The sequence below is a fragment of the Bradyrhizobium genomosp. I (2014) genome (assembly GCF_000261685.1).
In the GTDB taxonomy this organism is placed as follows: domain Bacteria; phylum Pseudomonadota; class Alphaproteobacteria; order Rhizobiales; family Xanthobacteraceae; genus Bradyrhizobium.
The window spans coordinates 17851-30289 of the sequence record NZ_AJQE01000392.1 but is presented as its reverse complement, the minus strand read 5'-3'; the positions used below and the strand labels follow the sequence as shown (position 1 = coordinate 30289).

The 12439-nt window shown below is 63.2% G+C and carries 11 protein-coding genes and 3 pseudogenes; 11 read left to right on the top strand and 3 right to left on the bottom strand.

Features of this window, described 5'->3' with window-relative positions:
• The first annotated feature begins 1312 nt into the window (after positions 1-1312).
• Genes IC50_RS34625 through IC50_RS42195 form a run of 3 tightly spaced genes read left to right on the top strand, consistent with a single transcriptional unit; the run spans position 1313 to position 3454 of the window.
• Positions 1313-1882, top strand: coding sequence for a reverse transcriptase domain-containing protein (locus tag IC50_RS34625; RefSeq protein ID WP_244429710.1), 570 nt, complete (start codon positions 1313-1315; stop codon positions 1880-1882).
• A gap of 5 nt (positions 1883-1887) precedes the next feature.
• Positions 1888-3045, top strand: coding sequence for an ABC transporter ATP-binding protein (locus tag IC50_RS34620; RefSeq protein ID WP_223153799.1), 1158 nt, complete (start codon positions 1888-1890; stop codon positions 3043-3045).
• A 7-nt stretch (positions 3046-3052) separates the two neighbouring features.
• Positions 3053-3454 carry a hypothetical protein gene (locus tag IC50_RS42195; RefSeq protein ID WP_011091001.1) on the top strand — a complete coding sequence of 134 codons (402 nt, stop codon included), beginning with the start codon at positions 3053-3055 and terminating at the stop codon, positions 3452-3454.
• Positions 3455-3855: 401 nt separating this feature from the next.
• Here the strand turns inward: IC50_RS42195 and tnpB are convergent, their stop codons facing one another.
• Together tnpB and IC50_RS43480 are read right to left on the bottom strand one after the other, a co-directional pair.
• Positions 3856-4209 carry an IS66 family insertion sequence element accessory protein TnpB gene (gene tnpB / locus IC50_RS34610; protein ID WP_011091000.1) on the bottom strand — a complete coding sequence of 118 codons (354 nt, stop codon included), beginning with the start codon at positions 4207-4209 and terminating at the stop codon, positions 3856-3858.
• Positions 4190-4305: pseudogene (locus IC50_RS43480) on the bottom strand (IS66-like element accessory protein TnpA); the annotation flags it as partial. The pseudogene IC50_RS43480 and the gene tnpB, both read right to left, overlap by 20 nt.
• A 78-nt stretch (positions 4306-4383) precedes the next feature.
• Here IC50_RS43480 and IC50_RS39715 point away from each other — a divergent pair.
• Positions 4384-5336: pseudogene (locus tag IC50_RS39715) on the top strand (IS481 family transposase).
• 119 nt (positions 5337-5455) lie between these two features.
• On the opposite strand, the pseudogene tnpA reads toward IC50_RS39715, so the two are convergent.
• A pseudogene (tnpA, locus tag IC50_RS41735) lies at positions 5456-5693 on the bottom strand (IS66-like element accessory protein TnpA); the annotation flags it as partial.
• A gap of 241 nt (positions 5694-5934) precedes the next feature.
• Between tnpA and trbB the strand changes: the two are divergent.
• The 7 genes from trbB to trbL are packed head-to-tail and all read left to right on the top strand — an operon-like array spanning position 5935 to position 12436.
• Complete coding sequence (trbB, locus tag IC50_RS34600) at positions 5935-6933, top strand: P-type conjugative transfer ATPase TrbB (protein ID WP_011090996.1); 999 nt, start codon at positions 5935-5937, stop codon at positions 6931-6933.
• Positions 6930-7271 carry a TrbC/VirB2 family protein gene (locus IC50_RS34595; protein ID WP_011090995.1) on the top strand — a complete coding sequence of 114 codons (342 nt, stop codon included), beginning with the start codon at positions 6930-6932 and terminating at the stop codon, positions 7269-7271. The genes trbB and IC50_RS34595 overlap by 4 nt, the downstream gene beginning before the upstream one ends.
• A complete protein-coding gene (locus tag IC50_RS34590) occupies positions 7271-7546 on the top strand; it encodes a VirB3 family type IV secretion system protein (protein ID WP_026312513.1) in 276 nt (91 codons plus the stop codon). The genes IC50_RS34595 and IC50_RS34590 overlap by 1 nt, the downstream gene beginning before the upstream one ends.
• A 7-nt stretch (positions 7547-7553) precedes the next feature.
• Positions 7554-9992 carry a conjugal transfer protein TrbE gene (gene trbE / locus IC50_RS34585; RefSeq protein ID WP_011090993.1) on the top strand — a complete coding sequence of 813 codons (2439 nt, stop codon included), beginning with the start codon at positions 7554-7556 and terminating at the stop codon, positions 9990-9992.
• Positions 9989-10747: a P-type conjugative transfer protein TrbJ gene (gene trbJ, locus IC50_RS34580; RefSeq protein ID WP_011090992.1), complete on the top strand. Its 759-nt coding sequence runs from the start codon at positions 9989-9991 to the stop codon at positions 10745-10747. Before trbE ends, trbJ begins: the two co-directional genes overlap by 4 nt.
• A gap of 10 nt (positions 10748-10757) precedes the next feature.
• Positions 10758-11078 carry a putative entry exclusion protein TrbK-alt gene (gene trbK-alt, locus IC50_RS34575; RefSeq protein WP_011090991.1) on the top strand — a complete coding sequence of 107 codons (321 nt, stop codon included), beginning with the start codon at positions 10758-10760 and terminating at the stop codon, positions 11076-11078.
• The gene (gene trbL / locus IC50_RS34570) at positions 11075-12436 is read left to right on the top strand and encodes a P-type conjugative transfer protein TrbL (RefSeq protein WP_011090990.1); all 1362 of its coding nucleotides are present in this window, start codon (positions 11075-11077) and stop codon (positions 12434-12436) included. Before trbK-alt ends, trbL begins: the two co-directional genes overlap by 4 nt.
• Positions 12437-12439: the final 3 nt, after the last annotated feature.

Here is a 12439-nt window from a genome sequence, read left to right as displayed (position 1 = left end):
GGGAGCATCGATATGTGAGGCAATACGTCTTCCCACCCAGATCGTCGCGCTATACCGAGAGCCCGGCCCAACGAACTCAATGGTGATTGGCTCTCTGACCCGGCGATTGCGAATCTCCGCTTCCGCGATCAAGCCTCGGCAACACGCCGCGCTCACGAGAGTCGTTGGCCGTGTCTGTGATCCGCCGCCGCTTGGTCGATGCCCCTCACAATGACCGCCACGAACCTGCCTGTCTGCGATGATCGGTCGAGCCTCGACGCTTAGGTCGCTCTCAGTCCAGCTTCAAAGACGAGGACCGCGAGCACTCGGGGTGCCTGATCCAGTCCAGCCCCTTCGGTGTGACGCTAGCAGCTCCGCGGCAAGATCTGCCCTGTTGGCTAGGGCGCGGTCAGCCCGTGAAGTGGATGAACGCCGTGGTGCTGACGGCAATCGTGCAGACGGCCGCAGATATTGTGTACGAAGTCGGTGAAGGCATCGCCATCTGGACGATTCCATACGTGACGCCGTGCCGGCGTCGGTGGCGGGCTCGACGTAACCTCACGAATACCCTTCGTGACACGGATATCTTATACCGGACAGGGTGAACGCGCGGATGGAACAGTGTGTGATCGCGATTGATTGGCGCGACATTCAAGAGCGACGGCCGCAAAAGGTCACATTTTCTTTAAGAACCAAATGCAATCTGTCGCCTGATCGTCACGGCCGGATGTACGCCGTGGCATCACGGGGCCCCGGCTTTCATGCCGGGGTTTTTCGTTGTGTGCCGAGTATGAGCGACAGCTTGGAGGTGGAAGTCCTCTATCCAGCCTGATGGCGGCGAAGGATTAGCGAAGCGCAAGGGCGTCATCGTGAGGTGGGGTCTGAAGAAAGCGTGGAGCAAAGCCGCGGCCCGATGGACAAACACCGGATAACGAGGCCTACCCGGCCGGACGAGCGAGCAATTGATCGCGAAGTCCAAGGTCATCAAAGGTCGGGGTGGTAAATTCGGCGGGCGTGCGGTGAAGGCGGTCGGTCTTACCTCGGGAGGTCTGCGCTGTGTCTCGGCAACGAGACTGAGACCGTCGCAAGACGGCCTGACCGCAGCGCAGAAGTCAGCCGAGGGCGTAGTAGGCGGCAGCGCGCCGCTGAAGGCCTGAACGGTGGAAGTGGTCAGTAGAGCGGCGATCTCGTGCGAGCCATGCGGCAGAAGAATCAGGTCGAGCTGAACTTGAGCCCCGGAGCGGAGGGTGAAGCCCGAAGCGCCGGCGCCCGAGAGCCTGAAGCGCGTGCGGCGGAAGTCTGTCTCGAACGCCCGGCGGTCGCAGGACCGTCGATGGAAGACGTTGTCGAGAGTGAGAATCTGAAGGCAGCGTTGGCGCAAGTAAAGCGCAACAAGGGCGCGGCGGGCGTCGACGGGATGACCGTCGGCGAGCTGTCAGCCCACCTGAAGGAGCACTGGCCTGCGATCCGAGCCCAGTTGCTTGACGGCACCTACAAGCCACAGCCGGTGCGGCGGGTGGAGATACCGAAGGCGTCGGGCGGCCTGCGGCCGCTCGGCATTCCGACGGTGCTCGACCGCTTGATCCAGCAGGCGGTGATGCAGGTGCTGCAGGCGGATTGGGATAGGACGTTCGCCGAGACGAGCTTCGGCTTTCGGCCGGGGCGCTCGGCACATCGGGCGGTGGAACGGGCGCAGGCGTACATTGCGGCCGGCCACAGCATCGTGGTGGACATCGACCTGGAGAAGTTCTTTGACCGGGTCAACCACGACATCCTGATGGGACTGGTTGCCAAGCGGGTTGCTGACAAGCGCATCCTGAAGCTCATCCGCGCCTTCCTGAATGCGGGTGTGTTGGAAGGAGGGCTGGTCAGTCCGACGGAAGAGGGCACGCCACCACATTGACCGAGGTGAAGAAGACCGCAATCGCGATTGCATTGACCTGGAGTTCCACGCGTCAGGCACGCGCGCTCCTGGATGCGGCGATCGAAGCCGGACAGGAGAATGCTCGGTTCGTCGGCAACGTCATGAACGCGATGGACACGTTGCGCCATTTCGGCAGTCACTCCTGGATCAACGAGTGCTTTATGATAAGGGCGCGGGAGGTGCGTGATAACTGGCGAGCCTACGTGTTGCAACGACTGGCCTACATCGCCGTGCTCGGCCTTGCCGTCGCGCTGCAATTTGCGGTCACGCTTCTCCTTCTTATACCTGAATATCACGCCGGCGCGATCACCATTGGCGATATGGTGCTATTCAATACGCTTCTGCTTCAGCTCAATATGCCCTTTGAGACGGTCGCGAGGGCGATCTCTGACGTGGCGCGGTCGCGAGCCGACCTCATCCCTCTAGGTAGACTGTGGGCCGCACCAGAAGAGCGGCAAGCATCTCATGCTCACGATTTCAAGCCCTCCGCTGACCAGCTCTCTTTCGAGAGCATTGGTTATGCCTACGACAACGGTCGCGGCGTTACCGACGTCTCGTTTAAGGCCGGGCGCGGCGGGATTACTTTTCTTGTCGGTGAAACCGGATCGGGGAAGTCCACGATCTTTAAGCTCGCCCTGAAATCGATTGAGCCCGACTACGGCCGAATTCTCGTCGATGGAACGGATATAGCGAGCGTCGATCGCGCGGATTGGTATGCCGCAGTTGCTCTCGTGCCGCAGGAGGTGATGTTGCTCAATGAGCCGCTAGCTGACAACATTTTGTTAGGACGGCCCCGCGACGAGGTACGCCTTCGCGATGCGTCGAAAGAAGCCGCTATTCTCCCGTTGATTGAGGCGCTACCGGAAGGATTTGAAACAACCGTTGGAGAACGCGGCTTGAAGCTTTCCGGCGGGGAGCGACAGCGCGTTGCTATTGCCCGCGCGCTCTATGGACAGCCGGCGATCCTTCTTCTCGACGAGGCTAGCTCCGCGCTCGACGAACGAACCGAACGGGACGTTATGGACCATATACGCACGCTAGCTGAGGATGTGACTGTGCTAGCGATCACTCATCGGAGAGGTGTCATCTCCACGAGCGACGTCGTGGTCGATCTGACCGACTGCGCCTTGTCAGTGACTTAGACGAAGAGTGCCGCAGCCGTTTCGTAAGACGCCCAGTTTCAGGCACCCGGCATGCCCACGAGCACGACCGGCCGCTCGCCGTGCGCTGTCGGATGCGATCATTGTTGTCGTAGTGAATCTGTCTGTAGATTTCAGCGACAAACTCGCCGAGGGAAGAGAAGCGGACCGGAATCGCGAGGTCGATCTTGAATTTGTCGTAGAAACTCTCCCGGTACCCATTCTCCCAGTGACGGTCTTTCTTCGAGCGGGAGATGGCGATATTGAGCGACACAAGGAAGGCGCGGGCGGCTTTCGCGTTGTACTCGGCACCGTTGTCGGGGCGGAAGATCGCGGGACGGCCGTGCGCAAGGAGCGCATTGCCGAGAGCGGGTCGCGCAAGAATTCCTCGATCTGCCGCCGGAGCGCATGAGCGCATGGTCGCGCTCCGGCATCTTGCGTTTGTAGTACAGCGCAGGGGCTGAAACGGCGAGCGATTGCGCGCGCCTCGCGTGCGGCCACGCCGGCGTCTCTCATCTCTTTTTGGGCCTCGTTAAGCTTCAGGGTGACGAGGCGGACCATCCTCAGGAGCTCGTCGTTCTCCCCTCGGAGCTTGGCAATCTCCATGACGGAACGGCCACTTGATACCGTGCCCGCGATTAAAGAACGGGCCACTCATCGAGCTAGGCTCGAAAGGTGAAGCAGTAAAGAACGCGCAAAGGGCGTTGATTGAGCGTAAGCACGATTTTCCTCGCACGTTGACGCGCGGGCTTTTGACGGATGGCGTTCGTATCTGGCGATACTGGGCTGTTCAGGCCGTGGCGGCTTTGGGGCTCAGCCGGCAACCTGATATTGCCGCACCGGATGGCGGACCATCGCATCGATATCGATGCCGTCAAGGATCGAGTGCAATTGCTCGGTCGTCAGCGTGACGACCGCCTCTTGGCGGCGCGGCCATCGGAACTTGTCCTCGGTTAGCCGCTTCAGGACCAGCACAAAGCCGGACCGATCGAAGAACAGCAGCTTCATCCGGTCGCAACGGCGATTGCAGAACGCAAAAACCGCAAGAGCGAACGGATCGAGCGCCATCGTCTCCTGGACCAGAACCGCAAGGCTGTTGATGCCAGCCCGGAAGTCGATCGGCTCACGGTGCAGATAGACCTGAAGCTCACCGCCCAGTCTGAACATGGCCCAGTGCTCCGATGATCGCCGTCATGCATCCACATCGCCGCATTCCAGCGCAAGCTTCACGCCGTTCGGCAGGGACGCGCTCACTTGGGCTAGATTTGGTCTCTCAGGAGGTTGTCCATCTGGTCTGAACCGAGGAAGCTGAGGTTGCGAAGCTTCAGTGTTCCAAGGCAGATGAACGTCCACAAGAATGCGCCTTTGACGCTCAAAGGTCGAGAGGCGATGGTGCGAGGCGTGGTCGAGGGCGGGCTGAGCCAGGCTGATGCGGCAAATCAGTTCAACACGACACCGAAAACCGTGGCCAAATGGGTCAAGCGGTTCCGCGCAGAAGGCGTGGATGGTTTGCGCGACCGCTCGTCGCGACCTCGTTCATCGCCGAGCCAAACCCCGCCGGCCACGTGCGCCGCCATCGAGACGTTGCGCCGGCAGCGCCACACCGGCAAGCAGATTGCTGCCGAGGTCGAGGTGTCACCGGCCACCGTCAGCCGTATCCTTCGCCGCTTGGGATTAAGCCGGATACGCGATCTGGAGCCCGCCGAGCCGGTGCGCCGGTACGAGCGCGAGCACCCCGGCGAGCTCATCCATATCGACATCAAGAAGCTCGGCAGGTTCGTAAGACCAGGCCACCGCATCACACACGATCGCCAGAAAGGCGAAGCCGCGGCGCCGGCCACGAGTTCGTCCACGTGGCCATCGACGATGCATCGCGCTTGGCCTTCTCCCAGATCCGGCGGGATCAGAAAAAGGAGAGCGCCATCGCCTTCCTCAAGGAGGCCGTCACTTACTACCGCAGCCTCGGCATGAAGGTCACCGGCATCATGACCGACAACGGCTCCTGCTACCGCGCCAAGGCCTTCGCCAGAGCGTGCAGGAAGCTCGGCCTCAAGCACATCTTCACCAGACCCTACAGACCGCAAACAAACGGCAAGGCCGAACGCTTCATCCAGACAGTGCTGCGCGAATGGGCCTACGCTCGCGCCTATGACACCTCAGACCAGCGCGCCAAAAACCTGCCAATCTGGCTTCATCACTACAACTGGCATCGCCCGCACGGCAGCCTGCAGGCCAAACCACCCATCAGCCGCCTCGGCCTCCCGAAGGACGACCTGTTGAGATTCCACAGCTAGAGAACAAAAAGCTGTAGTCCCCTTGGGTTCCGACCCGCGCACTTCATCGCAAGTCGCCGGCAAATCAACCGTCGCCACGCTGTCTTGTCGCGACAGGGCTCGATCGGCGGTCTCCTCAAGCTGAACCCGGATGAACGCCGATGGTGAAGATGGCGGCAGAGACCTGGTCGCGGTGTGCTTCTTGATCCACTTCCGAAGCAGGTTCGCGTTGACCCCGTGTTCGAGCGCAAGTCTCGATACCGAAACCCCAGGCTCAAGACAGGTCGCGACAAGACGCTCCTTCGATGCCGCCTCGTAGCGCCGGCGACCGTTCCGGCCAACAAGCCTCACTCGCAATTTCTGATCATCGTCTGCCATCACAAGGTGCCCACCTATTTTGGTGGACACCTCATGCATCAGAGTACTCAAAAGCAAAAGGTGGAGGGAAATTCGCGCTTACTGTCGATCAGCATGCTTCGACGCAGCAAGTATTTTTTCGCCGCTCTACGCCCGCTTCCTACGACGCCTGAATACTTGTTGAACTAACCCGTTTCCTGCCTTTTCTATCCATCCCCGTTGCTGATCGCTTGCCGCGATTGGTACTCGACGGGGGACGATCGTGGCGGGCACTTCACTCCATTCGGAAGCCTTCTCGCGTGGCGCGCGCATGCTGCGCACCGCGCTTGGTCCCGCGATCGCCACCTTCCTGGAAGACCCCTCGATCGTCGAGGTGATGCTCAACCCCGATGGTCGGCTCTGGGTCGACCGGCTGTCCGGCGGGCTGGAGGATAGCGGACGAACGATGTCCGCCGCCGACGGCGAGCGGATCGTGCGCCTGGTCGCGCACCATGTCGGCGCTGAGGTGCATGCCGAAAAGCCCCGCGTCTCGGCCGAGCTTCCCGAGACGGGGGAGAGGTTCGAGGGGCTTCTCCCGCCTGTCGTTGCGGCGCCGGCCTTTGCGATCCGCAAGCCTGCGGTGGCTGTTTTCACCCTGGATGACTACGCGGCGGCCGGCATCATGACGGCCGGGCAGGCGGGCATGCTCCGCGAAGCCGTCGCGGCCCGCAAGAACATCCTGGTCGCCGGCGGCACGTCGACCGGCAAGACCACCCTGACAAACGCGCTGCTGGCGGAGATCGCCGGCACCACCGATCGCGTGGTCCTGATCGAGGACACGCGTGAACTGCAGTGCCGCGCGCCGAATCTGGTCGCGCTGCGCACCAAGGACGGCGTGGCGTCCCTGTCGGATCTGGTTCGGTCTTCCCTCCGCCTACGCCCCGACCGGATTCCGATCGGCGAGGTACGGGGCAGCGAAGCCCTGGAGCTCCTCAAAGCCTGGGGCACGGGCCACCCCGGTGGGATCGGAACGATTCACGCCGGCACGGCTCTGGGCGCGCTTCGCCGCCTCGAGCAGCTCATCCAGGAAGCCGTCCTCACTGTTCCCAAGGCGCTGATCGCCGAGACCATCGATCTCGTCGCGGTTCTGCGCGGCCGCGGCAGCGAACGCCGCCTCGCTGAACTTGCTCTCGTCGCCGGCCTCGATCCCGCCACCGGCGACTACCGCGTCAACTCTGCCGCGGCGGGCGGCCCATCCTCACTTCCCGGAGACCCCTCATGATCCAGTTTCCTCCCGCGATCCGTCGCGTGCGACTCCGCTTCACGGGCCTCGCCGCAATTGCCGTCATCTCCATTGCAATCGCGCCCGCGGCCTACGCCTCCGGCTCGTCGATGCCGTGGGAGACGCCGCTCAATCAGATCCTGGAGTCGGTGCAAGGGCCGGTCGCGAAGATCATGTCGGTCATCATCATCACCGTGACCGGCCTGACGCTTGCGTTCGGCGATAGTTCCGGTGGCTTCCGCCGGCTGATCCAGATTGTCTTCGGTCTGTCGATCGCCTTCGCCGCGTCGAGCTTCTTCCTGACCTTCTTCAGCTTCTCCGGCGGAGCGCTGGTGTGATGGCCGGCATCATCGATCTAGACGTGCCGGGCTTCTTCGCGCCGGTTCATCGCGCGCTCACCGAGGCAATCCTGATGGGCGGCGCGCCCCGCACGGTTGCGATCGCCAACGGCACGTTGGCCGCGGCAATAGCGCTCGGCCTCCACCTCTGGATCCCCGGCGCGCTGATTTGGGCCGTGGGCCATGCCGCGGCGGTCTGGGCGGCCAAGCGCGACCCGCAGTTCGTGGACGTCGTTCGACGCCACCTCCGCTATCCTTCTTACCTCGGCGTGTGAGACTTCCATGCTGAACCTCGCCGAATACCGCAACCGGCCCCACAGTCTTGCCGACTTCCTGCCCTGGGCCGCTTTGGTCGAGAAGGGCGTCGTCCTCAACAAGGACGGCGCGTTCCAGCGCACGGCGCGCTTCCGCGGGCCGGATCTCGACAGCGCGACGCCTGCCGAACTGGTCGGCGTAACGGCCCGACTCAACAACGCGCTCCGCCGTCTCGGCTCAGGTTGGGCGATCTTCGTCGAGGCCCAGCGCATCGCCGCCCAGACTTATCCGCACAATACTTTTCCTGACGCCGCATCAGCGCTGGTCGATTTGGAGCGGCGGGACGCTTTCGAGGAGGCGGGCGCGCATTTCGAGAGCCGCTATTTCCTGACCTTCGTCTGGCTCCCGCCGGCTGAGGACGCCTCGCGGATCGAAGGCTGGCTCTATGAGGGCCGCGCGCAGAGCGGCGTCGATCCCCACGAGCTGCTGCGTGGTTTTGTTGATCGGACCAACCGCGTCCTGCAACTTGTCGAAGGGTTCATGCCTGAGGTGGCGTGGCTCGATGATGGCGAGACGCTGACCTACCTGCATTCGACGATCTCGACCCGGCAACAGCGCGTGCGCGTCCCCGAGACGCCGATGCATCTCGACGCGCTGCTCGCGGACGAACCGCTTGCCGGTGGCCTCGAGCCGCGGCTCGGCAACCATCATCTTCGTACACTCACGGTGGTCGGCTTTCCGACCGCGACCTATCCCGGAATCCTCGACGAGCTGAACCGGCTTGCCTTTCCTTACCGCTGGTCGACCCGCGCGATCCTCCTCGACAAGACCGAGGCGGTGAAACTCTTGACCAAGATCCGCCGGCAGTGGTTCGCCAAGCGCAAGTCGATTGCAGCCATCGTCAAGGAGGTGATGACCAACGAGGCCTCGACACTGGTCGATAGCGATGCGGCGAATAAGGCCACTGACGCCGATCTCGCCTTGCAGGAACTGGGCACCGACGACGTCGGTCAAGCCTACATCACCGCGACCGTCACCGTCTGGGACGAGGACCCCGGTCTCGCCACTGAGAAGCTTCGCCTCGTCGAGAAGGTGATCCAGGGGCGCGACTTCACCTGCATGCCGGAAGGGGTGAACGCGCTCGAAGCCTGGCTCGGCTCTCTGCCGGGTCACGCCTACGCCAACGTTCGCCAACCGCCGCTCTCGACACTGAACCTCGCTCACCTGATTCCGCTTTCAGCGGTCTGGGCCGGGTCAGATCGGGATGAGCATTTCCGCAGCTCCCCGCTCTTCTTCGGTAAGACCGAAGGCTCGACGCCGTTCCGGTTTTCGCTGCATGTCGGCGACGTCGGCCACACCCTGATCGTCGGCCCGACCGGCGCCGGCAAATCCGTGCTGCTGGCGCTGATGGCGATCCAGTTCCGGCGCTACCGGAAAAGCCAGATCTTCGCCTTCGATTTTGGTGGCTCGATCCGCACGGCGGCCCTTGCCATGGGCGGCGACTGGCACGACCTCGGCGGAAGTCTGTCCAACAGCGCCGAAGATTCAGTCTCCCTTCAACCCCTCGCACGTATCGGCGATGCGGCCGAGCGCGCCTGGGCGGCCGAATGGGTGACGGCAATCCTCGCCAAGGAGGGCGTCACCATCGATCCGACCGTGAAGGAGCACGTCTGGTCGGCATTGACGTCACTGGCGTCCTCACCGGCCGAGGAACGCACGATCACCGGTTTGACGGTTCTGTTGCAATCGACCGCACTCAAGCAGGCGCTGCAACCTTATTGCGTCGGCGGCTCCTCCGGCCGTTTGCTCGACGCGGAGGCCGAGCAGCTCGGCTTTGCGTCGGTGCAGGCGTTCGAGACCGAGGGCTTGATCGGCGCAGGCGCGGCGCCTGCCGTCCTCACCTACCTCTTCCATCGCATCGAGGGCCGGCTCGACGGCCGGCCGACCCTCCTCATCATCGACGAGGGGTGGCTCGTCCTCGACGATCCAGCCTTCGCGCAACAGCTCAGGGAATGGTTGAAGACCCTGCGGAAGAAGAACGCTTCCGTCGTCTTCGCCACTCAATCGCTTTCCGACATCGATGGCAGCAACATCGCGCCAGCGATCGTCGAGAGCTGCCCGACGCGGATATTCCTGCCGAACGAGCGCGCGATCGAACCGCAGATCACCGCCATCTACCAGCGGTTCGGCTTGAACGACCGCCAGATCGAGATCATCGCGCGGGCGACGCCGAAGCGCGACTACTATTGCCAGTCTCGTCGCGGCAATCGGCTGTTCGAGCTCGGCCTTGGGCCAGTTGCGCTCGCCTTCTGCGCCGCCTCCTCCAAGACCGACCATGCCGCAATCGAACGGCTGCTTGCCGAGCACGGCCGTGACGACTTCACGGCCGCCTGGCTCGCCGATCACGAACTGCTGTGGGCCGCCGATCTCATCCCTGACCTGACAAACCTGGAGGTGCAATCATGACCGCTCTCGAAGTGCGGCGCGCTGGCTTGGCCGCTGCGACGGCTCTCTCGCTCGCCTTTTCGATCTCGCCGCTTTCGACGACCTCGGTCCTTGCGCAGTGGATCGTCTACGACCCCACCAACTTCAGCCAGAACGTGCTGACCGCGGCGCGCGAGCTGCAGCAGATCAACAATCAGATCCAGATGCTGACCAATCAGGCCCAAAGCCTGGTGAATCAGGGAAAGAACCTCGCCAACCTGCCGTTGTCGACGCTGACCCAGCTTCAGTCATCGATTGCCAAGACCCAGTCACTGCTGAGCCAGGCCCAGAACATCGCCTTCAACGTCGAGCGCGTCCAGACGATGTATTCCAGCACCTACGGCACGGCGGCGGCGACGGGCTCCAATGCAACAATGTTTGCCGCGGCTCAAAGTCGTTGGCAGAACTCGGTGGGCGCTTTCGAAGACTCGCTGAAGGTGCAGGCCGGCGTCGTCGGCAATATCTCGACCAACTCCAGCGCAATGAGTACGCTGGTTACCGCCAGTCAGTCGGCAAGTGGCGCTTTGCAAGCCGCTCAAGCCGGCAACCAACTCCTCGCGCTGCAATCCCAGCAGCTATCCGATCTCGTCGCGGTGCTCGCCGCGAAGGGACGGGCGGATGCGCTGGAGCAGGCGCGCGTAACGGCGACCGAGTCGCAGGGCCAGCAGCAATACAAAATCTTCTCGACACGCAGCGGCTATCAGCCGGGCAACGTCACCATGTTCAGCGGCAACTGAGGCACCGATCATGGAGCGCTCGGATATCTTTCGCGCAGGCGCGATGATCGTCGTGTTCGTGATTTTCCTCGCCGCGCTGCACGTCATCCATCGGCGTCCAGCCGAGCGGCCGGTATCCGACGCCCCCTCTGTCTCCGCTCCCGATGACCTCTCGGCCGAGCTGCTCCGCTGCGCCGAGCTTGGACCCCAGGATGCCGAAGATCCGCACTGCCAGGCGGTTTGGAAGGAGAACCGCGCGCGCTTCTTCGGCAGGCCGGCGCGGCCACGTCTGCCGCAAGCCGCGCCGGCCACTCAGCCGATGACGGCTGTTCCAAAGGGAGAGAAGCCGTGAACAACGTCGGCGTCATCGACACCTTTCTCAATACTTTCACGACCTACATTGATTCGGGTTTCGGCCTGATCAAGGGCGAGGTCACGTATTTGTCGTCGACGTTGATCGTCATCGACATCACGCTCGCGGGCCTGTTCTGGGCTTGGGGCGCAGACGAAGACATTCTCCAGCGACTGGTGAAGAAGACCCTCTACATCGGCTTCTTTGCCTTCATCATCACTAACTTCACCAAGCTCTCAGGCATCATCTTCAACAGCTTCGCAGGCCTCGGCCTGAAGGCCGGCGGCTCGTCGATCTCGACGGCGGACTTCCTGCGGCCCGGCCGGCTTGCGCAGGTCGGCCTCGACGCCGGGCAGCCGTTGCTCGACTCCGCAAGCCAAATGATGGGCTTCACCAGCTTCTTTTCCAACTTTGTACAAATTGCCGTGCTGATGGTGTCCTGGCTGCTGGTGCTGATCGCCTTCTTCATTCTGGCGGTGCAGCTCTTCGTCACGCTGATCGAGTTCAAGCTGACGACGCTCGCCGGCTTCATCCTCATTCCGTTCGCGCTCTTCAACAAGACCGCCTTTCTCGCGGAGAAGGTGCTGGGCAATGTCGTTGCCTCCGGCGTGAAGGTCATGGTGCTCGCCGTCATCGTCGGCATCGGCACCGGGCTCTTTTCGCAGTTCACCACCGCCTATGCCGGCGGCCAGCCGACGATCGAGCAGGCGCTCTCTGTCGTGCTCGCGGCGCTCGCTATGCTGGGCCTCGGCATCTTCGGGCCCGGCATCGCGACCGGGCTTGTTTCCGGCGCGCCGCAGCTTGGTGCGGGCGCTACCGTCGGCACGGGTCTGGCTGTTGCCGGTACAGCGATGGTCGGCGGCGCGGCGCTCGGTTTGGCCGGAAGGGGAGCGATGGCAGCCAGCTCTGGTGCTGCGGCTGCCGCGCGCGGCGGTGCGGCGATGGCGGGCGGCATGTCCTCCGCCTACAGCCTCGCATCAGCCGGTCGGTCCGGCGCCGGCGGCGTCGCGTCCGGTCTCGGCGGTGCAGGCCGTGCGGCGGCTAGTCACGCGGCAGCTCCCGTCAGACGCGCCGCTGCGCAAGCGGCAGGGACAATGACGGAGAGCTTCACTTCTGGCGCCCGTGCCGGCGTCGCCAACACGGGTGGCTCCTCGACGATGGGGACCATTCGGAGCGGCGCGGCCGCAAACGATGGAGCCGCATCTCAAGTGCCGAGCGAGAGCGGTCCGCCCGCCTGGGCCCAACGCGTCAAGCGCAATCAGACCGTCATTCACGGCGCTCAGACCACCGCGCAAGCCCTCAAATCCGGCGACAGCCATGGCGGCGGCCACTCCGTCGACCTCTCGGGAGGAGAATAACGA

Coding starts and splice junctions, on each gene's coding strand:
- trbK-alt (WP_011090991.1), top strand. CDS start 10,758: ATGGAGCGCTCGGATATCTTTCGCGCAGGCGCGATGATCGTCGTGTTC.
- IC50_RS34625 (WP_244429710.1), top strand. CDS start 1,313: ATGGAAGACGTTGTCGAGAGTGAGAATCTGAAGGCAGCGTTGGCGCAA.
- trbE (WP_011090993.1), top strand. CDS start 7,554: ATGCTGAACCTCGCCGAATACCGCAACCGGCCCCACAGTCTTGCCGAC.
- trbJ (WP_011090992.1), top strand. CDS start 9,989: ATGACCGCTCTCGAAGTGCGGCGCGCTGGCTTGGCCGCTGCGACGGCT.
- IC50_RS34590 (WP_026312513.1), top strand. CDS start 7,271: ATGGCCGGCATCATCGATCTAGACGTGCCGGGCTTCTTCGCGCCGGTT.
- IC50_RS34595 (WP_011090995.1), top strand. CDS start 6,930: ATGATCCAGTTTCCTCCCGCGATCCGTCGCGTGCGACTCCGCTTCACG.
- tnpB (WP_011091000.1), bottom strand. CDS start 4,209: ATGTTCAGACTGGGCGGTGAGCTTCAGGTCTATCTGCACCGTGAGCCG.